A 26,110-nucleotide genomic window follows, 5' to 3' on the forward strand; every position below is an offset into this window, starting at 1 on the left:
GAGCCCTCTTGGTTCATGCCGGGTGTTTCTGCGCCAGGCGCGCATCTGTCGCCAGTACGGCCTGCAGCAGCACATCCGCGCCGGCGGCGACATGCGCGGGCTCTGCGCTCTCCGCCTCGTTATGGCTGATGCCTTTCTCACAAGGCACGAAAATCATCGTCGTCGGCGCGATTTTGGCGATGTAGGCGGAATCATGTCCGGCACCGGAGACGATGCGGCGCGCGGAAAGGCCGAGATCACTGGTGGCGCGCTCGACGGCGGCGATGCAGTCAGCATCGAAATGCACAGCAGGGGAATCCCATATACATTCGAAGGTGAAGCTGATGCCGGTGCCGAGAAGGATTTTCTCGAATGCGTCCTTCACCTCTTTTTCCATTTTCGCCACAACCTCATCGTTGGGGTGACGAAAATCAATGCTGAAGAAAACTTCACCTGGAATGACGTTGCGGGAATTCGGCCGCGCCTCGATGAGGCCGACGGTGGAGACGGCGTCCGGCCCGTGCGCCAGGGCGATGGCCTGGACCACCTGGATCATCTTGGAGGCAGCGACCAGCGCATCCTGGCGCATGCGCATCGGCGTGGTGCCGGCATGGCAATCCATCCCCGTTACCGTCACGCCGTACCAGCGCATCCCCTGCACGCCGGTGACGATGCCGATGGATTTACCTTCATCTTCCAGGATCGGCCCCTGTTCGATATGCAGCTCGAAATGCGCGGCGAGCTTGTGGGCGCCGCAGGCTTCCGCGCCGACGAAGCCGATACGCTTGAGCTCATCGCCGAAGCGTAGGCCCTCACGATCCTCGCGCTCGTAGGCGTAGTCCTTCGAGAATACACCGGCGAAGACGCCGGAAGAGAGCATCGCCGGGGCAAAGCGCGCGCCTTCCTCGTTGGTCCAGTCAATCAGCTCGATCGGGGCGTTGGTCTCGATGCCCGCATCGTTGAGACTACGCAGCACTTCCAGCCCGGCGAGCACGCCAATGATGCCGTCAAACTTGCCGCCGGTCGGCTGGGTATCGAGATGGCTGCCGATGGCGATCGGCGGCAGGCTGTTATCCTTACCCGGCCGGCGGGCGAAGATGTTGCCCATATCGTCATAGGAAACATCGCAGCCCGCGGCGGTGCATTTATCGATCAGCCAGTGGCGGACCTGGGCGTCGAGGTCCGTCAGCGTCAGGCGCTTGATGCCGCCTTTTTCCGTGCCGCCGATTTTCGCGGTCTCGATGATGGTCTCCCAGAGACGGGCGGCATCCACGCGTAGGTTGGTGTTCATTGGGCTGGCTCCGCCACGCGCATCGGGTTATTCGGATGCTGCTTCCAGGTGAGATGCGTTGCCGTCGCCTGCGGGACCATGGTGATGCAGCCGCTCACCGGGCACACATGCGAACAAAGATTGCAGCCGACACATTCATCATCGATCACCTCATAAATCCTCTTCTCGCCGGTCTCTTGCAGCTTGATTGCCTGATGGGCCGTATCCTCGCAAGCGATATGGCACAGCCCGCAGCCGATGCAGGCGGTGGGGTCGATGCTGGCGATGGTTTTCCAGGCCAGATTCAGGTCGTTCCAATGCACGAAATTCTTCACCGCTCGGCCGGTGACATCATCGATGCACGCATAGCCCTTCTCATCCATCCAGTTGGAGAGACCGCTGATCATGTCTTCGACGATACGAAACCCGTAATGCATGGCGGCGGTGCAAACCTGCACACTGCCCGCCCCCAGAGCCAGGAACTCCGCCGCGTCGCGCCAGCCTGAGATGCCGCCAATGCCGGAGATAGGCAGGCCCTTGAGGGAGCGAGCAATTTCACCGACCATGCGCAGCGCGATGGGCTTCACCGCCGGGCCGCAATAGCCGCCATGGGTGCCGAGGCCATCAACGGCGGGTTCCGGCACCATATTGTCGAGATCCACCCCGGTGATGGAAGTGATGGTGTTGATGAGGCTGACAGCATCCGCACCGCCACGCCGGGCGGCTTCGGCGGGTTTGAGAATATCCGTGATGTTGGGCGTGAGCTTCACAATCACCGGCATCCGGCTATAATGTTTGCACCAGCGCGTGACCATCTGGACATAATCCGGCACCTGGCCGACGGCAGCGCCCATGCCGCGCTCGCTCATGCCGTGCGGACAGCCAAAATTCAGTTCGATGCCGTCAGCGCCCGTGGCTTCCACCAGCGGCAGGATGCGCTTCCAACTCTCCTCCTCACACGGCACCATCAGGCTGACCACGACGGCGCGGTCCGGCCAGTTGCGTTTCACCGTGCGGATTTCGTCGAGATTGAGGTGCAGAGGACGATCGGTGATCAGCTCGATATTATTCATGCCCATCAGACGCTGGCCGTTATAGCCAATGGCGCCATAGCGGGAACTGACATTCACCACCGGCGGATCCTCGCCCAGCGTTTTCCACACCACCCCGCCCCAGCCGGCCTTGAAGGCGCGCTCGACATTATAGGCTTTGTCGGTGGGTGGGGCGGAGGCGAGCCAGAACGGATTGGGTGCCTTGATGCCGGCGAAATCGATGCGCAGATCAGCCATTGAGTTCGCCTTTCATGTAGGCGTTGATGCTTTGCGCGGCGCGCTTGCCATCGGCCACGGCCTGGACTGTGAGATCCTGGCCGGGGATGCAGTCCCCGCCTGCGAAAACGCCGGGCAGCGAGGTTTGCAGATCTTCATTCACCACGATGCGACCGGCGCGGATTGCGGGCAAGGCTTCGTCTTCCGAAATCTCCAGGCTCTGGCCGACGGCTTTCAGCACCATGTCGGCGCGTAAGATATAGCCATCCTCGCCCAGAACCAGCCGGCCATCTTCCAGCTTGGTGCGGGCAAAGCGGATGCGTTGCACCGCCCCCTGCCCTTCCAGCGCCACGGGTGCCGCCCAATGGCGGAAATCCACCCCGTTCACCAGGGCCCAATCCTGCTCCACGGCGGTGGCCGGCATATCCTCGCGGCCGCGGCGATAAACCAGACTTACCTGCTCCGCGCCGAGCCTCTTGGCTTGCACGGCAGCGTCGATGGCCGTGTTGCCGCCGCCGATCACCACCACATGGCGGCCGACCGGCACATCCGATTTGTCGCTGGATTGGCGCAGATTTTCGATGAAGCGCACGGCATCCATCACGCCTTGCAGTTCCTCGCCGGGAATGGCGAGCGCCTTCACGCCGGACTGGCCGATGGCGAGACACACCGCATCATAATCGCGGCGCAGCGTGCCGAGATCGAGTTCCCGCCCCAGCGCCTGGTTGGGAATGATCTTGATACCGCCGATGGAGATGATGAACGCGACTTCGCGGGCCGCGAAGTCATCCGCCATCTTGTAGGCGGCGATGCCGTATTCATTGAGCCCGCCGGGCTTGGGCTTGGCATCAAAAATGGCGACAGCATGGCCTTGTTTGGCCAGCTCATGCGCGCAGGCGAGGCCGGCCGGGCCGGCGCCGAGGATGGCGACGCGTTTGCCCGTGGACGGCGCGCGGGTGAAAGGATGCTGACCGCTCGCCGCCGCGCGGGCCATGGCGGCGTCCGTCGCCACGCGTTGCAGCGCGCCGATCTCCACCGGCTTATGCTGCTGGGCGGTGCGCACGCAGGCGCCCTCGCAAAGAATTTCCGTCGGGCAGACCCGCGCGCAAGCGCCGCCGAGAATGTTCGCTTCTAGAATTTTGCGGCCAGCGCCTGCGAGATTGTCGGTGGCGATGGCGCGGATGAAGCCGGGAATGTCGATGCTGGTCGGGCATGCGGCGATGCAGGGCGCATCGTAGCAGAAATAACAGCGCGCGGCTTCGATAGCGGCTTCGTCGCGGCTCAGCAGCGGGTGCGCATCGGCGAAACATTCCGCCAGGCGCGCTACAGGCACGCGCGACGCGGCAATATCCCCACCGCCCAAATTATAAACAGAGTCTCCGGTGGCGCTCATGAAAGCTCCCGATTGGATCGCAAATCCAGCTTGACCAAAGCTGATTAAACAGTCAAGTTGTTTATCAAGATAGCGAAACAGAAATATATCCCGCGAAAATCAGGATAAATTTTATGCAGTTGACGCATAAACCCGCAAAACCGCGCCAGGCCCGCAGCGAACAGGCGGAGCAGCGTATTCTCGCCGCCGCCGAGCAGGTTTTTGCAACGGCCGGGTTTGGCGGCGCCACCATGTCCGCGCTGGCGGCGGCGGCGGGGCTGCCTTCGGCCAACCTGCATTATCATTTCGGTACCAAGGAAGGGCTTTATAAGGCGGTGCTGCAGAATATCATGCGGCTCTGGCTGGAGGCGGCAGAGGGCATCACCGCCTCCGCCGCCCCCGCTCAGGCCTTGAGCGCCTACATCAAGGCGAAACTCGCCTACTCGCGCACGCGCCCCTACGCCTCGAAAGTGTTCGCCAATGAGGTGCTGCATGGGGCGGTGCATCTGCAGTCCTATCTGGGCGAGGAGCTGCGGCTGGTGGTGGCGCGGAAAACCCAGGTGCTGCAAGGCTGGATGGAAAAAGGCCAGATGGAGCAAGTAGATGCGCGGCACCTGTTTTTCCTGCTCTGGGCGATGACCCAGACCTACGCCGATTTCGACACTCAAATCCGCACCGTGCTCGGGCGTGAGGCGCTGCTGGAGGAGGATTTCGCGATTGCGGAAGACCTGATCCTGCGCTTCACCTTACGCGGCTGCGGGCTGGAATTTCCCCTCAAGGAGCACAGAGCATGAGCCTACTCATTCGCGGCGGCACGGTTCTCACCGCCGAGCATCAGCACCGGGCCGACGTGCTGTGCGCGGACGGCAAGATCATCGCCATCGGCGAAAGGCTGGACGCCCCCGTAGGCACGGAGATTGTCGAGGCCGGGGAAGCCTACGTGATTCCGGGCGGGATCGACCCGCACACCCATATGGAGCTGCCCTTCATGGGCACCACCGCCTCCGATGATTTTTACACCGGCACCGCGGCGGGGCTGGCGGGCGGGACGACGATGATTATCGATTTCGCCATTCCCGGCCCCAACGATTCACCGCTGGAGATTTTCAAGACCTCGCGGCGCTGGGCGGAGAAATCCTGTTCGGATTACGGCTTTCACGTCGCCATCACCTCATGGTCCGCGCGCGTGGCCGAGGAGATGGGCATTCTGGCGCGCGAGCATGGGGTAAACAGCTTCAAGCATTTCATGGCCTATAAGGGCGCCATCATGGCGGATGACCATGTGCTGCTGAACAGCTTCGCCCGGGCGCTGGAGCTGGGCGCGATTCCGACCGTGCATGCCGAGAATGGCGAGGCGGTGTATCATCTGCAGCGGGCTTTGCTGGCGCAGGGGATTACCGGGCCGGAGGGGCATCCGCTCTCGCGCCCGCCGGCGGTGGAGGGCGAAGCGGCGGAGCGGGCGATTGCGATTGCGAATGTGCTCGGCGTGCCGGTTTATATCGTGCATGTCTCGACGGCGGAGGCGACGAATGCCATCGCCCGGGCGCGGGCGGCGGGGCAGCGTGTCTATGGTGAGGTGCTCGCACAGCATCTGGTGGTGGATGAGAGTGTCTACCAAAACCCGGATTGGGATTTTGCCGCCGCGCATGTGATGAGCCCGCCCTTCCGGCCCAAGCATCATCAAAAAGCGTTGTGGGCGGGGCTGGCTTCTGGGCAATTGCAGACCACGGCGACGGATCATTGCTGTTTCCGCGCCGCGCAGAAGGGGGCGGGGCGGGAGAATTTCACCGCCATTCCCAACGGCACTGGCGGCATCGAGGACCGGATGAGCGTGCTCTGGCACCGCGGTGTCGGCAGCGGGCGGATTACGCCGCAGGAATTTGTGCGCATCACCTCCACCAATACGGCGCAGATTTTCAACATCTATCCGCGCAAGGGCGCGGTTGCGGTGGGGGCGGATGCGGATCTGGTGGTGTGGGATCCGAAGGCGCGCCGGGTGATCTCGGCGAAGACGCAACATCAGCAGGTGGATGTGAATATGTATGAGGGGATGGAGGTGACCGGGCTGGCGCGCCACACCATCGCAGCGGGAAAGCTTGTGTATAGCGAGGGGGATTTGCGGGCTGAGCGCGGGGCGGGGCGCTATATTGAGCGGCCTTGCTATACGCCGGTGCTGCGGGCGCAGGAGATCCGCAACCGGCTTGCCGCGCCGCAGGCCGTTCTGCGGGAGCCGGCGGTGGCGGTGACGCCTTAAAGCGAAAGACGTGGGGCGGTTTTGAAAAAACTCCCCATTTGAAAAAGCTCCCCACACCGCCAAAAAACTTTTGCTCGCTTTTAGCCGATGCCTTTCATCAGCACCGCCTGGCGCAGCTTCCAGGTCAGTGTCAGCGCGCCCAGCACAATCAGCAACCCGAGCAGGAACACCGTCGGATAGCCCAATTGCGCCGCCACCAGCCCGGCCAGCGGGCCGGTGAGGCCCATCGCGATATCCATGAACACGGTATAGATGCCAATCGCCGCCCCACGGCTGCCGGCGGCGACCGGGTGCAGCGCCTCCACCGCCAAGGCCGGAAACACCAGCGAGAACCCGAACCCGGCCAACGATGCGCCAAGCAGCGCGATCAGCGGCGCCGGGGCCAGCCAGATCAGCGCCAGCCCCACCGCCTCCACCATGAATGAGACCAGAGCCGCGCGAAACCCGCCGAACCGGCCGATCGCCCCGGCCAGGACGATGCGCACCAGCACGAAGCTGACCCCGAAGGCGGTGAGCGCCAGCGATGCCCCCTCCCAGCCATGGGCGACATAATAGAGCGCCATGAACGCGACGATGATGCCAAAGCCGAAAGAGCCGCCGGCCAGCGCCAGCCCGTAAGGGGTCATCTGCCGGACGACGCGCCAGGCGCTCATCCGCACCGCGCCCACCAGAGGCGGCACAGCCGGGATCCTGCCGGTGAAATAGAGGCCGATCAGCGGCAGCACCATCGCCACCGCGCCGAGCAGATGCAGCCCGCCCCAGCCCGCCAGCAACACGCCCAGAGGTGCCCCCGCCGCGATGCCGCCATAGGAGGAGACGCCGTTCCAGGAAATCACCTCGGCGGTGGCGGCGCTGCCGACCCGGCCGATATTCCAGGTGACGCAGCCCGTGCCGGTGCCGCTCTCGGCAATGCCGAGCAGCAGCCGGCTTGCCCCCAGCCAGAGCAGGATCACCAGCGGCGTGTGGCAGAAGCTGGCGATGAGGATGCAAAGCCCGTTCAACGCGCCAAAGATCAGCCCGCAGATGACGATGGTTTTTGCGCCACGCGTGTCCGAAATCCGCCCGGCCAGTGAGCGGCTGACCAGTGTGGCGGCATATTGCAGGCTGATGATGGCCCCGGCCAAAGCGGCGCTATAGCCCAATTTGAAATGCACCAGGCTCGGAAACACCGCCAGCGGCAGGCCGATCAGCAGATAATTGATGCCGTTGAGCAGGGCGACGGGCAGAATGCGCAGGGTGCGCTGGCCTTTGGTCAGGCTATCCGGGGGCGGCTTGGGGGCGGTCATGGCGCGGCTTTATTAGGCGGTTTGGACCAACCCGTACATTCCGCCGGCCATGCGGCGGGCACAACCTCACCCCGCGAATTGCGCCTCCAGAGCCGCCCAATCCAAGGCCCAGCTGGGGGCGGGCGGCCCGTACGCCGCTGCGTCAGGGCGCAGCCCGGCCAGCACCGGGCCCGGCGGCACCAGCTTGCCGGCTTTCACGAAGCCCGCGCGCATCGCCGCCTTGCAGGCGATGCCCTCCGGCCCGATGAAAACCTGCTCCACATACATCCAGCGCTCATCCCAGCCGAGCAGACGCGTCTCCAGCGTGAAGCGCGCGAAAGGGGCGAGCGGGCGGCGAAAGCGCAAGGCGGAGCCGCCCAGCACCACCCCCAGGCGCTGCGCGCGCATCGCCCGCCACACGCCTGAGCGCAGGATCAGATCCGTGCGGCCGAGATCCATCAGCGCCAGATAGCGGGAATTGGTGAGATGCAGGTTGAGATCGAGATCCAGCGGCCAAACCCGGAAGCGCACCCGCGAGACCTCCTCCAGCCCCAGCGCCTTGCCGCGCCAGGCGCCAAGGATGACGCATAGCAGCCGGAAGATCAGATTCATGACGCGGCCTTGGCCTGTGCCACAGCGGCCTGCTCCTCCGCCACCAGATCCTTGCGCGAGAGCTTGCCGACCACGGTTTTCGGCAGGCTGGCACGGAATTCGATGCGCTTGGGCCGTTCCACCGGGGAGAGATGATCCTCGAGGAAGGCCTGCAGCTCCGCCTCGGTGACGCTGGCCCCTTCATGCAGCGTCACATAGGCTTTCGGCACCTGGCCGCGCCTGGCGTCCGGAATGCCGATCACCACCGCCTCATGCACAGCCGGATGCCGGTAGAGCGCCTCCTCCACCATCCGCGGATAGACGTTATAGCCACCGGAGATGATCAGATCCTTGATCCTATCGACCAGGAAGATATAGCCATCCGCGTCGATATAGCCGACATCGCCGGTGCGCAGCGCGCCCTCCACCATCACCTTCGCGGTCTCGTCCGGGCGGTTCCAATAGCCCAGCATCACTTGTGGGCCGCGCACGCAAACCTCCCCCAGCTCACCAGGCGGCAGCACACGGGAAGGTTCGTCCAGCCCACGGATTTCGACAATGGTTCCCTCCACCGGCAGGCCGATGGAGCCATCGCGCACCGCGCCGAAGATATTGCAGGCGACCACCGGCGAGGCCTCGGAAAGCCCGTAGCCCTCGACCAGCTGGCAGCCGGTCAGCGCCTCGAACTGGGTGCGAATTTCCGCCGGCAGCGGTGCCGCGCCGGAGACGCAGAAGCGGATGGAGGCCAGCTCCCATTTCTCCTTCGCCGCCGCCTCGTTGATATTGGCATAGATGGTCGGCACGCCGGGGAAGAAGAGCGGGCGGGTGCGCGCCAGCGTCTTGCGCAGCAAGGCTTTGTCATAGCGCGGCAACAGGATCATGGTGAGGCCGAGCAGCACCGAAAGATTCATCGCCACCGTCATCGCCAGCACATGGAAAAGCGGCACCAGCGTGAGCATGCCGGCACCAGCCTCGATCTCGGGCAGGCGGCGATCCACCTGGGCGCAATTGGCGGAGAGATTGGCGTGGCTCAGCATCGCCGCTTTCGGGATGCCGGTGGTGCCGCCGGTATATTGCAGCACCGCGATATCGTTTTGGGGATCGCACGGCACCGGGCGCGGCGCCCCCGCGCCCGCCCCAAGTTCTGCAAACCGCACCACCCGCGCATCCGCCGGCAGCCGTGCCAGGCTCTTGCGCCGCGTCAGCCAGAAGCCGCAGCGTTTGACGACATCCAGGCTCTCCAGCATCGAGCCGACGATGAGATGGTCCAGCCCGCCATCGGCGACGATGGGGGCGAATTTGTTATACAGCTCCGCGACATCGAGCGTCACGGCGATCCGCGCGCCGCTATCTTTCAGAAAATGCCGCAGCTCGCGCTCGACATAAAGCGGGCTGAGATTCACCACGATGCCGCCCGCCTGCAGGATGGCGAAATAGCAGATGACATAATAAGGCGTGTTCGGCAGGCAGAGCGCCACGCGCGTGCCCTTCTCCACCCCCAGCCGCTGAAACCCGGCGGCGGCGCGCGCCACCAGCCGGCCAAGCTCGGCATAGCTCGTGCGTTTGCCGAGGAAATCCAAAGCGGTGATCTGCGGCCATTGCGCCACGGCGCGTTCCAGCAGCGCATGCACCGGCACCGCCGGGATGCTGCCGTGACGGCTATCAAATTGCAGCATGCTCAGCCTCCCGCGCAGGGGGTGGGCGGAGCCGGCAGACGGGTCCAGGTTTCGGAGCGGCCGAGCAGCGGGATGCCGACATAGCCGCGCACATGCAGCGTGCCGTCGGGGGCCAGATGCATCACCGATTTATAGGTTTTGCCGTTTTCGGGATCGTAGATCCAGCCGCCTTTCCAACTGCCCGGCCCATCCGGGGTGAAGCGGCCGAGAATCGGCAGACCGCAGAGCGGGCGGTTTTGCAGCGCGGCATTGCTGTTGTGAATATCGGTCTTGGGCTTGCCCTGCGCATCCAGCGGCGCGCGCAGCCATTCGATTTTGCCACAGAGATCAGCACCGCACGGCGCGATCTCGATGCCAGCCTTGCCGGTCTGGTCCAGCCACCAGCCTTGCGGCGAGGGCTGCGCGCTGGCCGGGGCGCCCAACAGCGCCCCGGCGGCGAGCGCCGGAAGAAAAATCGCCAGGCGGCGGAAAGTGAATGCTTGCATTTCCATCCCTTTTTGGTATTTAACATACACAATACGTCAGGTAACGACTCTATTCAACAATAAAGACGCGGCGTGACGGCAAAGACGCACACGGGACCTGGCCCTAGAAAGAAAGCTGAGGAGGAAAGCGGTATCATGAAAAAAACAACAGCGATCAGGCCTTATCTTCTGGCGGCGAGCGCCTTGTGCGCCCTCGCCGCGGCGCCCACGGCGCGGGCCTCCGGCTTTGGCCTGCGTGAGGGCTCCGCCGACTGGCTGGGCAACGCCTTTGTCGGCGGCGAGGCGAAAGCCTATGACGCCTCCACCGCCTGGACCAATCCGGCCGGCATGGCGCTGCTGAACCAGGACGAGATTGACGGCAATGTCAGCTATATCGGCCCGTCCGCCAGCTTCAGCGGCTATAACACCAACCCGTTGACCGGCGGCACGGTGCGCGGCGTGCAGGGCGGCAATGCCGTCACCCCGGCGGCCTCGGGCGCGATGTTCGGCGTGCTGGTGCTGGGGCCGGATTGGCGGGTGGGCTTCTCCGTCACCAACCCGTATGGCGAGCGCACCTCCTACCCCACCAATTTCGTCGGCCGCTATCAGAGCCTGGTCTCCAGCATCACCGGCATCGATTTCAGCCCGTCGATTTCCTATAAGGTGAACAACCATTTCTCCATCGGCGGCGGGCCGGTGTTCGAATATTTCCATGCCCGCCTCACCCAGGCGCTGAACGTGCCGGTGCTGAGTGCCGCCACCGGGCAGGATCCCTTCGCCGATGTGCATGGCAGCGATCTCGGCGTCGGCTATAATATCGGTATGATGTATCAGTTCGATGACGCGACGCGCATCGGCGTGGATTACCATTCGCGCATCCGCCACAACATCACCGGCACCCAGAGCATCTCCACCCCGCCGATCTATTCCGCGCTGAGCCCGGCGACGGTGGCGCTGCTGGGGGCGGAAAACAGCCGTGCCACCACCTCCATCACCCTGCCGGATTCGATCGGGGTTGGCATCTATCACCAGGTGAATGACCGGCTGGCGCTGATGGGCAGCCTGCAATGGACGCATTGGGCGCTGTTCAACAGCCTCCATGTCACCCCCACCAACGGCGCGCCGGGCACGGTGATCAACGAGAACTGGCATAATACCTGGTTCGCCGGCATCGGCGCGAATTATCAGCTCAGCGAACGGCTGATGCTGCAGGCGGGCTTTGCCTTCGACCAGTCGCCGGTGACGGACAGCAACCGCACCTCGCGCGTGCCCGATGCCAACCATTACGATATCGGCGTCGGCGCGCAATATAAGCTGACCCCGGCGACGACCTTCCAGCTCGCTTATGGCCATGTCTTCACCCCGGGCGGCAGCGTCAACACCACCGCGTCAAGCTCGCTGCCCACCCCCAGCGGCACGCTGGTCGGCAATTACAGCGCCTCGGATAATTCCGTGACCGCTGGCGTGACGATGAAGTTCTGAGTTTCACCGGGCGGCAAAACGCCGCCCGGGCGCAACCGAGACAAAATGACGACCGGCCCTTCCAGGTGTCCGGCGTGATGGAGGCCCCATGTCGCACCAGGATCCGCTCTATACCGTCACGCAACTCGGCGCCGAGCTTGGGATCACCGTGCGCACGCTGCATTTCTACGAGGCGCAGGGGCTGCTGACGCCGCGGCGCATCGGCAATAACCGCGTCTATTCCCAGCGCGACCGGGCCCGCATGATCCTGATCCTGCGCGGCAAGCGGCTGGGTTTCTCGATCAAGGAGATCAAGGAATATATCGAGCTTTACGATGTCGATCCGACCCAGGGTCAGCAGACCAAGCAGCTGCTGAAGGCCGTGCATCATCGCATCCAGAAGCTTGAGGATCAGCGCGTGGCGCTGGAACAGACATTGAATGAGCTGCGCGGCATCGAGCTGCAATGCCAGACGGTGCTGGAGAGGCTGGGGACGATCCAGGCCCCGCCGCCGGCGCCGAAAACCGAACCCAAATCAGGCGTGGCCAGGAAACCGGCCCGCGCCGCCAAAACGATCGGGAGATCAAATTGACCCAAGCCGTCATCGCGGGCTATGCCCGCTCGCCCTTTACCCTGGCTGCCAAAGGCGCGCTGGCGCGCGTGCGGCCGGACGATCTCGCCGCCGAGACCATTGCCGGTCTGGTGGCACGGCTCTCGCTGAATGCGGCGGATCTGGAAGCCGTGATTCTCGGCTGCGCCTTCCCGGAAGGCGAGCAGGGGCTGAACCTGGCGCGGCTGGTGGGCTTGAATGCCGGGCTGCCGCAATCGGTCGGCGGCTATACGGTCAATCATTTCTGCGGCTCCTCGATGCAGGCGATCCATATCGCCGCCGGGCATATCGCCGCCGGGGCGGGCGAGGCCTTCATCGCCGCCGGGGTGGAGAGCATGAGCCGGGTGCCGATGGGCGGCTATAACCCGCTGCCCAACCCTGGCCTCTATGCCAAGCTGCCCGCCGCCTATATGGGCATGGGCGAGACCGCCGAGAATGTCGCGGCGAAATGGAATATTTCCCGCGCTGAGCAGGAAGCCTTCGCGGTGGAGAGCCAGCGGCGCGCCGCCGCCGCCATCGCCGAGGGGCGGTTGCGCGAGGAGATCGTGCCGATCACCTCCAAGGCCGGCATGGTGGAGCGGGATGGCTGCCCGCGGCCGGAGACCAGCGCCGAGACCCTGGCCGGGCTGAAACCGGCCTTCAGCACCGAGGGCAGTGTCACCGCCGGCACCTCCTCGCCGCTGACCGATGGCGCCTCCGCCGTGCTGGTGTGCAGCGCGGATTACGCCGCCAAGCATGGGCTGAAGCCGCTGGCGCGCATTCTCGCCAGCGCCACCGCCGGCTGCGCGCCGGAGATCATGGGCATCGGCCCGGTCGCGGCCTCGAAAAAAGCGCTGGCGCGGGCGGGGATTTCCGCCGCCGATCTCGATGTGGTGGAGCTGAATGAGGCCTTCGCCTCGCAGTCTCTGGCCTGTATCCGGGATCTCGGGCTGGATGCGGCGAAAGTGAATATCGATGGCGGCGCCATCGCCCTTGGCCATCCGCTGGGCGCCACCGGGGCGCGAATCACCGGCAAGGCGGCATCATTGCTGGCGCGCACTGGCGGGCGTTATGCGCTGGCGACGCAATGCATCGGCGGCGGCCAGGGCATCGCCACCGTGCTGGAGCGCGTATGATGGAGAGCATCCGCAAGGCCGCAATCATCGGCGCCGGAACCATGGGGGCGGCGATTGCCGCGCAATTCGCCAATGCCGGGGTGCCGGTGTTGCTGCTGGATATCGTGAAGGACGGCACCCCCAACCGCAACGCGCTGGCCGAAGGCGCGATTGCGAAAATGTTGAAGACGGATCCGGCGCCGTTCATGTCCACCCGCGCCGCGAAGCTGGTGACGCCGGGCAATCTGGAGGATGATCTGGGCCAGCTTTCGAGCTGTGACTGGATCGTCGAGGCGATCATCGAGCGGCTGGATCTGAAGCAGGCGCTCTATAAGAAAATCGACGCGGTGCGCAAACCCGGAAGTGCTGTCTCCTCCAACACCTCCACCATTCCGTTGGCCAAACTCACCGAGGGGATGCCGGAGAGTTTCAAGCGCGACTTCCTGATCACGCATTTCTTCAACCCGCCGCGCTATATGCGGTTGCTGGAGCTGGTGAGCGGGCCTGAGACGGATGCGAAGCTGGCGCAGAGCGTGGCGCGTTTCGCCGATCTGATGCTGGGCAAGAGCGTGGTGAGCGCGAAAGATTCACCGGGCTTCATCGCCAACCGGCTCGGCGTGTTCTGGCTGCAGACCGGCGTGGTCGAGGCGATGGAGCTGGGGCTGACCGTCGAAGAGGCCGACGCGATCATGAGCCGGCCCTTCGGGATTCCGAAAACCGGTGTGTTCGGCTTGATCGATCTGGTCGGGCTGGATCTGATGCCGCATATCAATGCCAGCCTCGCCGGCAGCCTGCCAAAGAGCGACGCCTTTCACGCCACCAACAAGGATATTCCGCTGATCAAGACGATGATCGCGGAGGGCAATATCGGCCGCAAGGGCAAAGGCGGATTCTACCGCAAAGGCCCGAAGGGGCGCGAGGCGATCGACCTCGCCAGCGGCGCCTACCGGCCGGTGCGCAAGGCGGCAACGCCGGACGGGCGGGATTTGCGCAAGCTGCTGGAAAATTCGGCCTATGCCTGGCGGGTGATGGGGCCAACGCTCGCCTACGCGGCGTCGCTGCTGCCGGAGGCGGCCGATGATGTGCACGCCATCGATGAGGCGATGCGGCTGGGCTATAACTGGAAGCTGGGGCCCTTCGAGCTGATCGACAAGATCGGCGCGGATTGGCTGGCGGAGAAGCTGGCCAAGGATGGCATGAAGGTGCCGGCTTTGCTGGATGCCGCGCGCGGCCAGAGCTTCTACAAGCTGGATGGCGCCAAACGGCTGTATCTCGGGCTGGATGATGCCTACCATGAGCTGCACCGCCCCGAAGGCGTGCTGATGCTCGAAGACATCAAGCGCGCGACGAAGCCGCTGCTGAAGAACGCCTCCGCCAGCCTGTGGGATATTGGCGATGGCGTGCTGTGCTTCGAGCTGACCTCGAAGAGCAATAGCTGGGACGCGCAGAATCTCGAACTGCTCGGCAAGGCGATCGAGCTGGTGCCGCAGAACCACAAGGCGCTGGTGATCTATAATGAAGGCGCGCATTTCTCCGTCGGCGCCAATCTGGGGCTGGCGTTGTTTGCCGCCAACATCGCCGCCTGGGGCGAGATTGAGAAACTCGTGGCCAGTGGCCAAAAGACTTTCAAGGCGCTGAAATACGCCCCCTTCCCCAGCGTGGCCGCACCGTTCGGCATGGCGCTGGGGGGCGGCTGCGAGATCGTGCTGCATGCCTCGGCGGTGCAGGCGCATGCGGAGACCTATATCGGGCTGGTGGAATGCGGCGTCGGGCTGGTGCCGGCCTGGGGCGGCTGCACGGAAATGCTGTCGCGCTATCAGGGCGCCAAGACCATGCCGAAAGGCCCGATGCCGGCGGCGGCCAAGGTGTTCGAGATGGTCTCCACCGCCACGGTCAGCAAATCCGCAGCCAATGCCAAAGAGCTTCTGTTCCTGCGCGAGAGCGACGGCATCACCATGAACCGCTACCGGCTGCTGGCCGATGCCAAGGCCAAGGCGTTGGCACTGGTGGAAGCCTACGCCGCGCCGGAGCCGCCAACCTACCAGCTCCCCGGCGAGGATGGGCGTGTCGGCTTTGGCATGGCGGTGAAGGAATTCCGCAAGAAGGGCCTGGCCACACCGTATGACGAGGTGGTGGCGGGCGAGCTTGCCACCGTGCTCAGCGGCGGCGAGGCGGACATCATCGACCGGCCGAGCGAGGCCGATATTCTGGCGCTGGAACGCGGCGCCTTCACCCGGTTGATCCGCAAGGACGGCACGCTGGCGCGCATCGAGACGATGCTCACCACCGGCAAGCCGCTGCGCAACTAAGGAGACGAGCCATGCAAACTTACACCGCCCCGCTGCGGGACATGCGCTTTGTGCTGCACGAGCTGCACCCCGCCCCTGCCCTGCCCGGCCATGAGGAATTCACGCCCGAGCTGCTGGACACCGTGCTGGAGGAAGCCGGAAAATTCTGTTCCGAAGTGCTGCTGCCGCTCAATGCCTCCGGCGATGAGGAAGGCTGCCATTATGAAAACGGCGTGGTGCGCACGCCGAAGGGGTTCAAGGAAGCCTACGCCGCCTTCAACGAGGCCGGCTGGGGCGCGCTGAACGCCGACCCGGCCTATGGCGGCCAGGGCCTGCCGGAGACGGTGGCGAAGCTGGTGGAGGAGATGATCTGCGCCTGCAATATCTCCTTCGGCCTCTATCCCGGCCTCACCCATGGCGCCTATCTGGCGATGAAGAGCCATGCCTCGGATGAGCTGAAGGATTTCTACCTGCCGAAGATGGTTTCGGGCGAATGGGCGGGCACGATGTGCCTGACCGAGCCGCATTGCGGCACCGATCTCGGGCTGCTGCGCACGAAAGCCATCCCGCAGGAGGATGGCAGCTACAGCCTGACGGGATCGAAAATCTTCATCTCCGCCGGCGAGCATGATATGGCGGAGAACATCATCCATCTGGTGCTGGCCAGGCTGCCGGATGCGCCTTCCGGGGTGAAGGGCATCTCGCTGTTTCTGGTGCCGAAATTCCTGCCGGATGAAAACGGCAAGCCGGGGGCGCGCAACGGCGTCTCCTGCGCCGCCATCGAGCATAAGATGGGCATCAAGGCCTCCGCCACCTGCCAGATGAATTTCGACGATGCCAAAGGCTGGCTCGTCGGCGCCCCACATAAGGGCATGCAGGCAATGTTCGTGATGATGAATTCCGAACGTCTCTCGGTCGGCACGCAAGGTCTGGGGATTGGCGAGGCCGCCTACCAGGGCGCGGTCGCCTACTCGAAGGACAGGTTGCAGGGCCGCTCCCTCGCCGGGGCGAAATATCCCGAGAAGGCGGCCGACCCGATCATCGTGCATCCGGACATCCGCCGCAATCTGATGACCATGCGCGCCTATAATGAAGGCTGCCGGGCGCTGGGCGTCTGGGTGGCCGGGGTCATGGATATCGCCGAGCGTTCGGGCGATGAAAAAGCCAAGGCGGAGGCTGAGGAATTCATCGCGATCATGACGCCGATCGTGAAGGCGCTGTTCACCGATCTCGGCTTCGAAAGCGCCAATCTGGCAGTGCAGACCTATGGCGGCCATGGCTATATCCGCGACCATGGCATGGAGCAGCTGGTGCGGGATTCGCGTATCGCGATGATCTATGAAGGCACCAACGGCATCCAGGCGCTGGATCTGGTGGGGCGCAAGATGCCGGCGAATATGGGCCGCGGCCTGCGCCGCTTCTTCCATCCGGTGCAGGAATTCATTGATGAAAACCAGAATGACCCGGGCATTGGCAAGCTGGTGCAGGGCTTTGCCCGCGGCTTCGGGGCGTTGCAGCTCGCCACCTCCTTCATCGCCGAGAAAGCGCTGAAGGACCCAGAGGAAGCCGGGGCGGCGGCCACCGAATATCTGCGCCTGTTCGGGCTGGTGGCGTTGGGCTTCATGTGGCTGCGCAGCGCCAAAATCGCCACCGGCAAGCTGGCCGATGCCGGGGCGGATGCCGGTTTCTACAAGACCAAGCTGGTGACGGCGCGGTTTTTCATCGAGCGCATCCTGCCGCAGGTTGGCGCCCTGCTGGCCTCCATCAAATCCGGCAAGGCCGCGATGATGGCGCTGGAGGATGAAGCCTTCTAAAACACGCACAAAATTTCTGGCTAAACCATAAATAGAGCGAGCGGGTGCAGGCCTGTCTCGCTCTATTTCGTCTCGTCTGACTGGCGGGCGACCACCGCGTTGGCTTCGCGGATCGCCCGTCCTTCATCGCCTGTGCGCTCCAATGTCTCATTCGCGACCTTCGCCCAGAGGGCGCGCAGCGTTTCGGCCCGAAGTAATGAAACGTCCAAATTTCCCACATAAGCGGACAAATGCGTTTCGCTATTGGCCTTATGGGTATGGCGTTCGGCGTCTTTCGCGGTCCAGGGCATCTGCTCCTCCTGACATTTCGCTTGCCCCTACAGGTAGGCGTGCGGCCGGCTCATGCAAGCGAAGGCGGCAAAATCGCTCTCCCGCGCCCCTGCGCGCATGAAAAAACCCCGGCGGGCCTTCGCCCGCCGGGGTTTGATCGACCGGAAATGTCCGGGGTTACTGCAGCAGCGTCGGCTGGGTGGCGGCGGCTGCGCTGTTGGGCATCACCATGGTGCGCTGATCCAGAGACTGGAACATCCACACGGTCAGGCCAACGGTGATGATGAACAGCGGCACGGTGAGGATCAGCGAGACGCTCTTCCAGATCTGCGCCCGGGAAATATCCAGCCCGTAGAACAGCACCGCCTGGGAGAGCAGCGCCAGCGCCGCCAGACCGCCGACGACCTCGACATAGGTTTCATAGCCCATGTCGTGACGCAGCGTGACGATGAGGGCCGCCCCCATCAGCGCCACTGTGCTGATGAAGCCGGCGATATAGCGCATCGCACCGCCCATGCGGACTTCCGGATGCGCCAGCGGATCGGAATGAGAACCAGCCATCTGATCAGGCTCCAATCATATAGACATAGATGTAAACGCAAACCCAGACGGTGGCCTGGAACTGCCAGAACATGCGCAGGTTCAAAAGCCGCGCCACCACCATCTCATTGAAGCCGTCGCGCGGGATCTGCACCAGCATCACCAGCATCCAGATCAGCCCGAACAGCATGTGGATGGCATGGGTCAGGATCAGCACGAAATAGGCCGAGAGATAACCCGAGCGGTCCATGCCGTTGCCCTGGGCGGTCAGTGTCGCCAGATCGTTGAAGCCAAAGCCCAGGAACACCACAGCCAGCACCATCGCGGCGACGATGCCGAGCATGACACCGGCGCGGTTGCCGGTTTTCAGCGCCACGGTGGCAAGGCTGTAGGCGGTGACGGAGCCGAGGATGGCGATGGTCTGCCAGAAGCCCTCGACCGGGTTGACGATCTGCGAGGCGATCGGCCCGCCGGCGGCGTTCATCGGGGTGTCGAGCACCGCATAGGCGGCGAACAACGCCGTGAACAGCAGCGCGTCGCTGAGCATATAGAGCCAGAAGCCCAGCGTACGGGCGGAAATCTGGCTATGCCCCGCAAATCCGGGCGCGAAGAGGCGCGTATTCGCGTCAGGTGCCGCTTGGTGGGCCATTAATGCGCCTCCACGTGAGAATAATGGTGGTGGGAACGGTCCGGCTGTTCGGAGACCACCGAGCCCAGAGCGAGGTCACGCTCCATCGCCGCGATCTCTTCCGGCTGCAGATGATAGCCCTCATTCTTGTAGAAGGAGCGGATGATCACGCAGACGATCAGCGCCGTCAGCGAAATCGCCGCCAGCCACCAGATGCGCCAGATCATCGCAAAGCCCCAGACCGCGGCCAGCATGCCGATGACGAACGGCATCCCGGTATTGCTCGGCATATGGATGGCCTCGAAATGTTCGGGCTGCGCCTTGTCCAGCCCGTGCTTGCGGCGCCAGGCCAGCTCGTCGCGGGTGTTCACCTGCGGCGTCACCGCGAAATTATAGAACGGCACCGGCGAGGGGGTGAGCCATTCCAGCGTGCGCGAGGTGCCCCAGGCATCCGGGCCGGCCGCGTTCTTCTTGCGGTTGACGATGGAGAAGACCAGCATCAGCGCAAAGCAGGCCAGCGAGATCACATACAGGATCATGCCGATTTCCTCGACCACCAGCATCGGCTTCCAGGCCGTGTTGAAGGTCCAGTCCAGACGGCGGGTTTCGCCCTCGAAGCCCAGCGCGAACATCGCGGTGAAGACGATGAGCGTGGCGATGGAGAAGGTCCAGAAGAAGGCCTTGCCCCAGCTCTCATCGAGCCTGAAACCGAACACTTTCGGGAACCAGTAGGAGACGCCCGCGAAGGCGGCGGCGACGACCAGCAGCACCATGCAGTGGAAATGCGCGATGACGAAGACCGAATCATGCACCGTATAGTTCACCGCCGGGATCGCCAGCATCATGCCGGTGAGGCCGCCGGCCAGCAGCAGGAACAGCCCGAACATCGCCCACAGCATCGGCACCGTATAGGTGATGCGGGCGCGATACATGGTGAAGGCCCAGTTGAACACCTTCACGCCGGTGGGGATGCCGACCAGCATGGTGGCGACGGAGAAGAAGCCGTTAATGTCCGGCCCCGCCCCCATGGTGAAGAAGTGATGCAGCCATACCACCCAGGAAACGCCGGCGATGGCGAAGGAGGCCGCGACCATGGTGACATAGCCAAAGAGCGGCTTCTCGCAGAAGGTCGGCACGACCTCGGAGAGAATGCCGAACACCGGCAGAATCAGGAAGTACACCTCCGGATGGCCCCAGAGCCAGAACAGGTTGGTATACAGCATCAGGTTGCCGCCCATGCCGGCGGTGAAGAAATGCGTGCCCAGATAACGGTCCGCACCCAGCAGCGCCAACGCAACACCCAGCACCGGGAAGGCGGTGAGGCCGATGATGTTGGTGGAGAGCGTCGTCCAGCTGAAAATCGGCATGCGGAACCAGGTCATCCCCGGGGCGCGCATTTCCACGATGGTGACGATCATATTGATCGCGTTCAGCGTGGTGCCGACCGAGGAGATCTGAATCGCCCACATCCAGTAATCGACACCGGTGGAGGGGGAATAGGGCAGCTCGGTCAGCGGGATCAGACCGACCCAGCCGGCGGCCGAGAAGTCACCCACGAACAGCGAGAGCATGACCAGCCCGGCGGCCCCGGCGGTGAGCCAGAGCGACAGCGCGTTCATGTAAGGGAAGGCCATGTCGCGCGCGCCCAGCTGCAACGGCACCACGATATTCTGGAAGCCGGTGAGGATGGGGGTGGCGGCGAACAGGATCATGATGGTCCCGTGCGCGGAATAGACCTGGTCGAAATGGAAGGGCGGCAGGAAGCCGTGCTGCGCGCCCATATAGCCAGGGGCATTCGGGCCGTTGGCCAGCACCTGCTGGGTGCGGATCAGCAAACCGTCGGCGAAGCCGCGGAAGAGCATGACCAGGCCGATGACGATATACATCACGCCGATCTTCTTATGATCGACCGTGGTCAGCCATTCGCGCCAGAAATACCCGACTTTCTTGAAGTAGAGCACGGCGCCGACCACCACGATGGCGGCCAGCATGGCGCCCGCGAAGGTATATTGCAGGATGGGGATATTATACGGGATCTGATCCAGCGTGAGGCGGCCGAAGAGCGGCGACCAAGGACCGGGAACGTGTACTTGCATGATCTAACCTTCCTTCGCGCTACTTCTCGGTCTCGTTGGAGGCGATGCTCTTGGTGAGAGCGGCCGAGACGGGATAGACCACGCCGGCCTGCGCCGCGGCCACGACCTTGTCGAAGAGTTGCGGATCGGGGTTGGAGAAATAGGAGATCTTGGCGCCGATATTGGCGTGCGGCTGGGCCAGTTTCTGGAAAGTGGCATAGCTCAGCTGATCCGGGCTGGCGGCCGCTTTCTGCACCCAGGCAGTGAAATCAGCCGGGGAGACGATCTTGGTGTCGAACTGCATCCAGGAGAAGCCGGCACCGGAGAAATCGGCGGCGAAGCCGGTCCATTGGCCGAGCTTGGGCGCGTCGAACGTGTCCTTGGTGCGCATGCCCGGCATCACCGCGATCATCGGCAGCAGCTGCGGCACATAGATGTCGTTTGAGACGGAGGCGGAGGTCAGGTTGAACTTCACCACGGCACCCTGCGGGACAACCAGCTGGTCGATGGTGGCGATCTTCTGCTGCGGATAGACGAAAATCCACTGCCAGTCGGTGGCGATGACATCGACATGCAGGACATTCTGCGGGTCCGCGGCGATCTGCTTCTGCAGCAACCCGGGGTTGTACGGCTCGATCGCGTACAAGGTTTTCACCGTGTACCAGCCAAGCCCGCCGACGATGAGCAGCGGCACGCCCCACACCAGCAATTCCAGCGCCGTGTTGTGCGACCAATCCGGGTCGTGCTTGGCGTTGGCGCCGGCGCGGTAGCGCCAGCCGAACCAGACAATCACTAGCAGCACCGGCAGAATGACCAGCATCATCACGACCGTATCGACGATCGTGGCGTGCCATTCCTGGGTGGCAATCAGATTCTCCGGGTGGAACAGCAGGTAGTCTCCGCTCGAGGCGCAGGCGGCCAGCGCCAGCATGGGGAGCAGAGCGAGATAGGGTTTCAGTCTCAAGGCTGCCTCGCGTCTAAGATTTCCACCTCCCGCACCAGCGCAAACCGGCCCGGACGGCACTTCACGTTGAGCCGCGCGGCATATTCACGCCGCGCGGCTCAACATAGACAGCCTTTATATTGATTGATTGCAAACGGAAAGCCATTGTCACATTTTGACATGACATATCAGAAATCTGACATGACAGGCTTCAACACCTATTCGCGACGCCTTATATACCAGAGGCGTGCCTTTTGCGCCTCAACCGTTGCGAATCATCCGCCGATAGAGATGCCAGGCGCTATGTCCGAGGATGGGAATCGTCACCGCCAGGCCGATCAGCCCAGGAATCGCCCCGATCAGCAGCAAACCGGCAATAAGAAGACCCCAAATCAGCGTTACCGCGGGATTGGCAAGAGCCGCCCTCACCGAGACTGACACTGCCTCGGCAACCCCAATTTCATGGTCAAGCGCCAGCTGAAAGGAAACCAGCGCCGTGGCCAGTGCCACCACCCCGAACACCGCGCCGACGAGCACCCCGATCAGAATCATCTCATGGCCGGGGGCGGTGGCGAAAGTGGCATGCAGGAAGCTGCCGGTACCGGGAGCGCTACCCAGCGTTGTGTGGTAAATCACACCGGCAACCGCGATCCAGACCGCGAACAGCCCGATCAACAGCAAGGCCAGGCGCTTGATGACGCTCCCACGCGGCGACTCGAAGATCGCCCCGGCGGCATCTACGGTCGCGACTCCGTCGCGCTCACGCTGCCGGCTCAGCGCGCCGAACCAGATCGTTGCCACTGGGCCAACCAGCGCCATGCCGCTCGCAACAGGAAAAAGCAACGGCAAAAAATGCCGGTCGATCAAGGCAATGGCGATAAACAACGCCGCCAGCGGATAGATGACGACCATCACCAGCACATCGGTCCGGCAGGCCAGCCAGTCCTGCACCCCCTCGCGCAAGGCGGCACGCAGATCGCCAAAGCCGATCTTCTGCACCGTTACCGGGCTGGTATCGGCTTCCGGATGGGTCGTCGTGGGGTAAGGCTGTCCACCGGGATAGTCTGTATCATGCACGGCCTTAATCAGCGTAGCAGCCATCGGTCTTCTCCCAATTTTTGCCCATTTCGGGTCTTGCCCCTTTTGGGCGGGCAAATTTTCTTCTTCTTTTGATTTAAGACCGTTTTGGCGTTTTCAACCAGAAAAATCGTAACCGCGTCTCCAGAATTCCGAGGCTTCTATCCGGCCCGCGCATGGGCGGTGGCGGCGGCGAACAGTTCGGCATCCGGATGCTGGCCGGTATAGAGGGTGAATTGCTCCAGCGCCTGCAGCGCCACGATCTGCGCGCCGGTGACCACGGATTTGCCCAGCTGCCGGGCGGCATGGACCAAGGGCGTCTCGGCCGGCACCGCCACCACATCCATCACCGCCAAGGCGCGCTCGATCATCGGCTCCGGGAAGGCGTAATGCCCCTCCTCCGGCCCGCCCGCCATGCCGATGGGGGTGGCATTGAGCAGATAATCCGCCTCCACCCCGTCCGTGCTGGCCGCCCATTCATAGGAGCAACCTTGCGCCAGCGCCCTGCCCTGCGCCTCATTGCGGGCGATGATGATGCCGTTTTCATAGCCTGAGAGCTTCAGCGCATAGGCGACCGCCTTGGCCATGCCGCCACTGCCGCGCAGCGCCACCCGCGCGCTGGGGGGCAGACCGGCCTGGCGCAACAGATCCCGCACCGCGATGAAATCCGTATTATAAGCCACCAGCCTTCCATGCTCATTGACGATGGTGTTGACCGACTGGATCGCCGCCGCCGAGGGGGTGAGCTCATCCAGCAGCGGGATGCAGGCTTCCTTATAGGGCATGGAGACGCCGCAGCCGCGGATTTTCAGGGCGCGCAGGCCACGAATGGCGCCTTCCAGATCCTCCGTGGTGCAGGCTTTGTAAATATAATTCAGCCCCAAATTCTGGTAGAGATAATTATGGAAGCGTGTGCCGAAATTGCTGGGCCGCGCCGCGAGCGAAATGCAGATAATGGTATCCTTGTCTATGCTCATCGGCCTGCCCTCCTGGTTGGCGCAGACTAGCATAAAAGTCAGGCATCAAAACCATGCCTGGACGCGATGGGGCGCCAGAGCGCAGTTTGCCGTTCCGCAGAAGCGTTGAAGGAGCTTGTGATGCGTCGCCTCTCTCTCGTCCCGGTCTTTCTCGGCCTCGCCGGCGCTGCGCAGGCCGCCCTGCCCGCCCCCGCCTACAACCCGCCCGATACCGCCAGCAGCGAAACCGCCATTCTCTCCGGCGGCTGCTTCTGGGGGGTGCAGGGCGTGTTCGAGCATGTGAAGGGTGTCAGCCAGGCGCTGTCAGGCTATACCGGCGGGCAGAAAGCCACGGCGGATTACGAGACGGTGAGCACTGGCAGCACCGGCCACGCGGAATCGGTGAAGATCACCTTCAACCCGCGGGTGATTTCCTATGGCCAGATCCTGCAGATCTATTTCGCCGTCACCGCCGACCCGACCGAGCTGAACTACCAGGGCCCGGACCATGGCACCCAATATCGCGGGGAAATCTGGACGACCTCGCCGCAGCAGAAGGAGATCGCCACACGCTATATCGCGCAGCTTGGCGCGGATCATGCCTTCCCGGCGCCGATCGTCACCCGCGTGGATGCGGCGATGCCGTTCTATCCGGCCGAGGGCTATCATCAGGATTTCCTGATCCACCATCCGGATAATCCCTATATCGTCTTCAACGACATCCCGAAGGTGGAAGCGCTGAAAGCGCAATTCCCGGCTTTGTATGAAACCGATCCGGTGACGGTTCTGAAAGGCAATACATGATCCGCCGTATGTTCCTGCTGGCCGGCGCCAGCGCCCTGGCGCTGGGCGCGAAGGCCCGCGCCGCCTACCGGGTGACGCACACGGACGCCGAATGGCGCCGGCTGCTCACCCCGGCGCAATATGAGATTTTGCGCCAGCAAGGCACCGAGCCGCCCTTTAGCTCGGCGCTGCTGAACGAGCATCGCAAAGGCATTTTCCATTGCGCCGGCTGCGCGCTGCCCCTGTTCTCCTCCGCCACCAAATATGACAGCGGCACCGGCTGGCCCAGCTTTTACGCGCCGCTGCCGCATGCGGTGGATGAGCAGAACGATACCAGCTTCGGCATGGACCGCACCGAGGTGCATTGCAGCCAATGTGGCGGGCATCTGGGGCATGTGTTCCCGGATGGGCCGCGCCCGACCGGGCTGCGCTATTGCATGAATGGGTTGGCGTTGAGTTTCACGCCGGCGTGAGGGCGACGTGGGGGCTTTTTGAAAAAAGCCCCCACACCCCCAAAAACTTTTGCGACTTATGCTTTGAGTTTCGCCGCCTCTGCCGCCAGCTTGGTGATGGCGGCCCAATCCTTCGCCGCCACCAGCTCCGTCTTCACCATCCAGGAGCCGCCGACGCACAGTACGTTGGGCAGCTTCAGATAGCGCGGGGCGATCTCCGGGGTGATGCCGCCGGTCGGGCAGAATTGCAGCTGCGGCAGCGGCGAGGCGATGGAGGAGAGGAACGGTGCCCCGCCCGCCGCCTCGGCCGGAAAGAATTTCGCAAACCGATAGCCGCGCTCGATCAGCACCATCGCCTCGGAAGCGCTGGCGATGCCGGGCAGCGGGGCGAGGTCCGCATCCTCCGCCGCATCCAGAAGTTTGCGCGTCGCCCCAGGCGAGACCGCGAATTGCGCGCCGGCCTTCGCCGCCTGCTTGTAATGCTTGGCGGTGAGCACGGTGCCGACCCCGGCCACCGCCCCCTCCACCTCATTCGCCACGGCGCGGATCGCCTCCAACGCTACAGGCGTGCGCAGCGTGATCTCGATCGCCTTCAGCCCGCCTTGCACCAAAGCGCGGGCCAGCGGCACCGCATCCGCCACATCATCGATGATCACCACCGGGATCACCGGGGCGAGCTTCATGATGGTTTCCAAACCCTCCTGGATCATGCGTGCGACTCCTCGTAGGCGAAAATGCTAGCGCCAAGATCGGCGCGGCTGACCAGATGGCGGAAGGGCGCGAACAGCTCCCGCCCGGTGCCGTGATGGCTGGCCTCGAGATCCGCCAGCGCCTCTGCGCGCGCCTCCCATTCAGCCGCATCCACCAGCGCGCTCAACGTGCCGGCCTTGGCATCGACGCGGACGATGTCGCCATCCTTCAGCTTCGCCAGCGGCCCCCCGGCCAGCGCCTCCGGTGTGGCGTGGATGGCGGAGAGCACC

24 protein-coding genes and 1 pseudogene are annotated in these 26,110 nt (G+C 63.7%); 9 read left to right on the top strand and 16 right to left on the bottom strand.

Translation table 11 applies throughout. The features are described 5' to 3' along the window. Positions 1-13: 13 nt before the first annotated feature. Genes T331_RS0102280 through T331_RS0102290 form a run of 3 tightly spaced genes read right to left on the bottom strand, consistent with a single transcriptional unit; the run spans position 14 to position 3,910 of the window. Positions 14-1,270: a Zn-dependent hydrolase gene (locus T331_RS0102280; RefSeq protein ID WP_026438866.1), complete on the bottom strand. Its 1,257-nt coding sequence runs from the start codon at positions 1,268-1,270 to the stop codon at positions 14-16. Continuing rightward, positions 1,267-2,538 (bottom strand): NAD-dependent dihydropyrimidine dehydrogenase subunit PreA, encoded by a 1,272-nt coding sequence (gene preA / locus T331_RS0102285; protein WP_026438867.1) that lies wholly within the window; start codon positions 2,536-2,538, stop codon positions 1,267-1,269. The genes T331_RS0102280 and preA overlap by 4 nt, the downstream gene beginning before the upstream one ends. Then, complete coding sequence (locus tag T331_RS0102290; protein WP_051622030.1) at positions 2,531-3,910, bottom strand: NAD(P)-dependent oxidoreductase; 1,380 nt, start codon at positions 3,908-3,910, stop codon at positions 2,531-2,533. Before T331_RS0102290 ends, preA begins: the two co-directional genes overlap by 8 nt. A gap of 113 nt (positions 3,911-4,023) precedes the next feature. Between T331_RS0102290 and T331_RS0102295 the strand changes: the two genes are divergently transcribed. Beyond that, positions 4,024-4,683 (top strand): TetR/AcrR family transcriptional regulator, encoded by a 660-nt coding sequence (locus T331_RS0102295; protein WP_026438869.1) that lies wholly within the window; start codon positions 4,024-4,026, stop codon positions 4,681-4,683. Further along, the gene (hydA, locus tag T331_RS0102300) at positions 4,680-6,143 is read left to right on the top strand and encodes a dihydropyrimidinase (RefSeq protein ID WP_026438870.1); all 1,464 of its coding nucleotides are present in this window, start codon (positions 4,680-4,682) and stop codon (positions 6,141-6,143) included. The genes T331_RS0102295 and hydA overlap by 4 nt, the downstream gene beginning before the upstream one ends. 80 nt (positions 6,144-6,223) lie before the next feature. Here the strand turns inward: hydA and T331_RS0102305 are convergent, their stop codons facing one another. The 4 genes from T331_RS0102305 to T331_RS17050 form a co-directional block, all read right to left on the bottom strand. Next, complete coding sequence (locus T331_RS0102305; RefSeq protein ID WP_051622032.1) at positions 6,224-7,429, bottom strand: MFS transporter; 1,206 nt, start codon at positions 7,427-7,429, stop codon at positions 6,224-6,226. A 66-nt stretch (positions 7,430-7,495) separates the two neighbouring features. Then, positions 7,496-8,020 (bottom strand): thioesterase family protein, encoded by a 525-nt coding sequence (locus T331_RS0102310; RefSeq protein ID WP_026438872.1) that lies wholly within the window; start codon positions 8,018-8,020, stop codon positions 7,496-7,498. Continuing rightward, positions 8,017-9,675, bottom strand: coding sequence for a long-chain-fatty-acid--CoA ligase (locus T331_RS0102315; RefSeq protein ID WP_026438873.1), 1,659 nt, complete (start codon positions 9,673-9,675; stop codon positions 8,017-8,019). Before T331_RS0102315 ends, T331_RS0102310 begins: the two co-directional genes overlap by 4 nt. A gap of 2 nt (positions 9,676-9,677) precedes the next feature. Next, a complete protein-coding gene (locus tag T331_RS17050; protein ID WP_162173872.1) occupies positions 9,678-10,160 on the bottom strand; it encodes a DUF2147 domain-containing protein in 483 nt (160 codons plus the stop codon). Positions 10,161-10,295: 135 nt separating this feature from the next. Between T331_RS17050 and T331_RS0102325 the strand changes: the two genes are divergently transcribed. The 5 genes from T331_RS0102325 (at position 10,296) to T331_RS0102345 (ending at position 17,406) form a co-directional block, all read left to right on the top strand. Further along, positions 10,296-11,621 carry an OmpP1/FadL family transporter gene (locus T331_RS0102325; RefSeq protein WP_026438874.1) on the top strand — a complete coding sequence of 442 codons (1,326 nt, stop codon included), beginning with the start codon at positions 10,296-10,298 and terminating at the stop codon, positions 11,619-11,621. A gap of 88 nt (positions 11,622-11,709) precedes the next feature. Continuing rightward, positions 11,710-12,192 carry a MerR family transcriptional regulator gene (locus T331_RS17055; protein WP_008493261.1) on the top strand — a complete coding sequence of 161 codons (483 nt, stop codon included), beginning with the start codon at positions 11,710-11,712 and terminating at the stop codon, positions 12,190-12,192. Further along, positions 12,189-13,325 carry a thiolase family protein gene (locus tag T331_RS0102335; RefSeq protein ID WP_026438875.1) on the top strand — a complete coding sequence of 379 codons (1,137 nt, stop codon included), beginning with the start codon at positions 12,189-12,191 and terminating at the stop codon, positions 13,323-13,325. Before T331_RS17055 ends, T331_RS0102335 begins: the two co-directional genes overlap by 4 nt. Further along, on the top strand, positions 13,322-15,613 hold the full coding sequence (locus T331_RS0102340; protein ID WP_456049061.1) for a 3-hydroxyacyl-CoA dehydrogenase NAD-binding domain-containing protein: 2,292 nt from the start codon (positions 13,322-13,324) through the stop codon (positions 15,611-15,613). The genes T331_RS0102335 and T331_RS0102340 overlap by 4 nt, the downstream gene beginning before the upstream one ends. A gap of 11 nt (positions 15,614-15,624) precedes the next feature. After that, positions 15,625-17,406 carry an acyl-CoA dehydrogenase C-terminal domain-containing protein gene (locus T331_RS0102345; RefSeq protein WP_026438877.1) on the top strand — a complete coding sequence of 594 codons (1,782 nt, stop codon included), beginning with the start codon at positions 15,625-15,627 and terminating at the stop codon, positions 17,404-17,406. Between the two features lie 62 nt (positions 17,407-17,468). Here T331_RS0102345 and T331_RS0102350 read toward each other — a convergent pair whose 3' ends face one another. From T331_RS0102350 to T331_RS0102380, 7 genes are all read right to left on the bottom strand, one after another. Continuing rightward, a complete protein-coding gene (locus tag T331_RS0102350; RefSeq protein ID WP_026438878.1) occupies positions 17,469-17,696 on the bottom strand; it encodes a hypothetical protein in 228 nt (75 codons plus the stop codon). Between the two features lie 157 nt (positions 17,697-17,853). Continuing rightward, positions 17,854-18,237 carry a cytochrome o ubiquinol oxidase subunit IV gene (locus tag T331_RS17060; protein WP_008493267.1) on the bottom strand — a complete coding sequence of 128 codons (384 nt, stop codon included), beginning with the start codon at positions 18,235-18,237 and terminating at the stop codon, positions 17,854-17,856. Positions 18,238-18,241: 4 nt separating this feature from the next. Then, positions 18,242-18,865 (bottom strand): cytochrome c oxidase subunit 3, encoded by a 624-nt coding sequence (locus tag T331_RS0102360; RefSeq protein ID WP_026438879.1) that lies wholly within the window; start codon positions 18,863-18,865, stop codon positions 18,242-18,244. Continuing rightward, positions 18,865-20,940, bottom strand: a complete 2,076-nt coding sequence (locus T331_RS0102365) for a cbb3-type cytochrome c oxidase subunit I (protein ID WP_026438880.1) — start codon at positions 20,938-20,940, stop codon at positions 18,865-18,867. The genes T331_RS0102360 and T331_RS0102365 overlap by 1 nt, the downstream gene beginning before the upstream one ends. Before the next feature lie 19 nt (positions 20,941-20,959). Continuing rightward, a complete protein-coding gene (locus T331_RS0102370; RefSeq protein WP_026438881.1) occupies positions 20,960-21,883 on the bottom strand; it encodes a ubiquinol oxidase subunit II in 924 nt (307 codons plus the stop codon). A gap of 240 nt (positions 21,884-22,123) precedes the next feature. After that, positions 22,124-22,963, bottom strand: a complete 840-nt coding sequence (locus T331_RS17065) for a DUF2189 domain-containing protein (protein ID WP_051622035.1) — start codon at positions 22,961-22,963, stop codon at positions 22,124-22,126. 137 nt (positions 22,964-23,100) lie between these two features. Beyond that, a complete protein-coding gene (locus tag T331_RS0102380; RefSeq protein ID WP_026438882.1) occupies positions 23,101-23,916 on the bottom strand; it encodes a shikimate 5-dehydrogenase in 816 nt (271 codons plus the stop codon). Between the two features lie 120 nt (positions 23,917-24,036). On the opposite strand from T331_RS0102380, the gene msrA reads away from it, so the two are divergent. Beyond that, entirely contained in the window at positions 24,037-24,699 is a 663-nt protein-coding gene (gene msrA / locus T331_RS0102385) for a peptide-methionine (S)-S-oxide reductase MsrA (RefSeq protein ID WP_026438883.1), read from the top strand. After that, complete coding sequence (gene msrB, locus T331_RS0102390; RefSeq protein WP_026438884.1) at positions 24,696-25,151, top strand: peptide-methionine (R)-S-oxide reductase MsrB; 456 nt, start codon at positions 24,696-24,698, stop codon at positions 25,149-25,151. Before msrA ends, msrB begins: the two co-directional genes overlap by 4 nt. A 56-nt stretch (positions 25,152-25,207) precedes the next feature. On the opposite strand, the gene eda is transcribed toward msrB, so the two are convergent. Then, entirely contained in the window at positions 25,208-25,840 is a 633-nt protein-coding gene (eda, locus tag T331_RS0102395) for a bifunctional 4-hydroxy-2-oxoglutarate aldolase/2-dehydro-3-deoxy-phosphogluconate aldolase (RefSeq protein ID WP_026438885.1), read from the bottom strand. Continuing rightward, positions 25,837-26,110, bottom strand: a pseudogene (locus T331_RS0102400) (dihydroxy-acid dehydratase domain-containing protein); the annotation flags it as partial. The gene eda and the pseudogene T331_RS0102400, both read right to left, overlap by 4 nt.

The sequence above is a fragment of the Acidocella facilis ATCC 35904 genome (assembly GCF_000687875.1).
Classification (GTDB): domain Bacteria; phylum Pseudomonadota; class Alphaproteobacteria; order Acetobacterales; family Acetobacteraceae; genus Acidocella; species Acidocella facilis.

Bases quoted from the DNA above. Each gene is read 5' to 3' on its own strand.
- T331_RS0102280 (WP_026438866.1), bottom strand. From the start codon at position 1,270: ATGAACACCAACCTACGCGTGGATGCCGCCCGTCTCTGGGAGACCATC.
- preA (WP_026438867.1), bottom strand. From the start codon at position 2,538: ATGGCTGATCTGCGCATCGATTTCGCCGGCATCAAGGCACCCAATCCG.
- T331_RS0102290 (WP_051622030.1), bottom strand. From the start codon at position 3,910: ATGAGCGCCACCGGAGACTCTGTTTATAATTTGGGCGGTGGGGATATT.
- T331_RS0102295 (WP_026438869.1), top strand. From the start codon at position 4,024: ATGCAGTTGACGCATAAACCCGCAAAACCGCGCCAGGCCCGCAGCGAA.
- hydA (WP_026438870.1), top strand. From the start codon at position 4,680: ATGAGCCTACTCATTCGCGGCGGCACGGTTCTCACCGCCGAGCATCAG.
- T331_RS0102305 (WP_051622032.1), bottom strand. From the start codon at position 7,429: ATGACCGCCCCCAAGCCGCCCCCGGATAGCCTGACCAAAGGCCAGCGC.
- T331_RS0102310 (WP_026438872.1), bottom strand. From the start codon at position 8,020: ATGAATCTGATCTTCCGGCTGCTATGCGTCATCCTTGGCGCCTGGCGC.
- T331_RS0102315 (WP_026438873.1), bottom strand. From the start codon at position 9,675: ATGCTGCAATTTGATAGCCGTCACGGCAGCATCCCGGCGGTGCCGGTG.
- T331_RS17050 (WP_162173872.1), bottom strand. From the start codon at position 10,160: ATGCAAGCATTCACTTTCCGCCGCCTGGCGATTTTTCTTCCGGCGCTC.
- T331_RS0102325 (WP_026438874.1), top strand. From the start codon at position 10,296: ATGAAAAAAACAACAGCGATCAGGCCTTATCTTCTGGCGGCGAGCGCC.
- T331_RS17055 (WP_008493261.1), top strand. From the start codon at position 11,710: ATGTCGCACCAGGATCCGCTCTATACCGTCACGCAACTCGGCGCCGAG.
- T331_RS0102340 (WP_456049061.1), top strand. From the start codon at position 13,322: ATGATGGAGAGCATCCGCAAGGCCGCAATCATCGGCGCCGGAACCATG.
- T331_RS0102345 (WP_026438877.1), top strand. From the start codon at position 15,625: ATGCAAACTTACACCGCCCCGCTGCGGGACATGCGCTTTGTGCTGCAC.
- T331_RS0102350 (WP_026438878.1), bottom strand. From the start codon at position 17,696: ATGCCCTGGACCGCGAAAGACGCCGAACGCCATACCCATAAGGCCAAT.
- T331_RS17060 (WP_008493267.1), bottom strand. From the start codon at position 18,237: ATGGCTGGTTCTCATTCCGATCCGCTGGCGCATCCGGAAGTCCGCATG.
- T331_RS0102360 (WP_026438879.1), bottom strand. From the start codon at position 18,865: ATGGCCCACCAAGCGGCACCTGACGCGAATACGCGCCTCTTCGCGCCC.
- T331_RS0102365 (WP_026438880.1), bottom strand. From the start codon at position 20,940: ATGCAAGTACACGTTCCCGGTCCTTGGTCGCCGCTCTTCGGCCGCCTC.
- T331_RS17065 (WP_051622035.1), bottom strand. From the start codon at position 22,963: ATGGCTGCTACGCTGATTAAGGCCGTGCATGATACAGACTATCCCGGT.
- T331_RS0102380 (WP_026438882.1), bottom strand. From the start codon at position 23,916: ATGAGCATAGACAAGGATACCATTATCTGCATTTCGCTCGCGGCGCGG.
- msrA (WP_026438883.1), top strand. From the start codon at position 24,037: ATGCGTCGCCTCTCTCTCGTCCCGGTCTTTCTCGGCCTCGCCGGCGCT.
- msrB (WP_026438884.1), top strand. From the start codon at position 24,696: ATGATCCGCCGTATGTTCCTGCTGGCCGGCGCCAGCGCCCTGGCGCTG.
- eda (WP_026438885.1), bottom strand. From the start codon at position 25,840: ATGATCCAGGAGGGTTTGGAAACCATCATGAAGCTCGCCCCGGTGATC.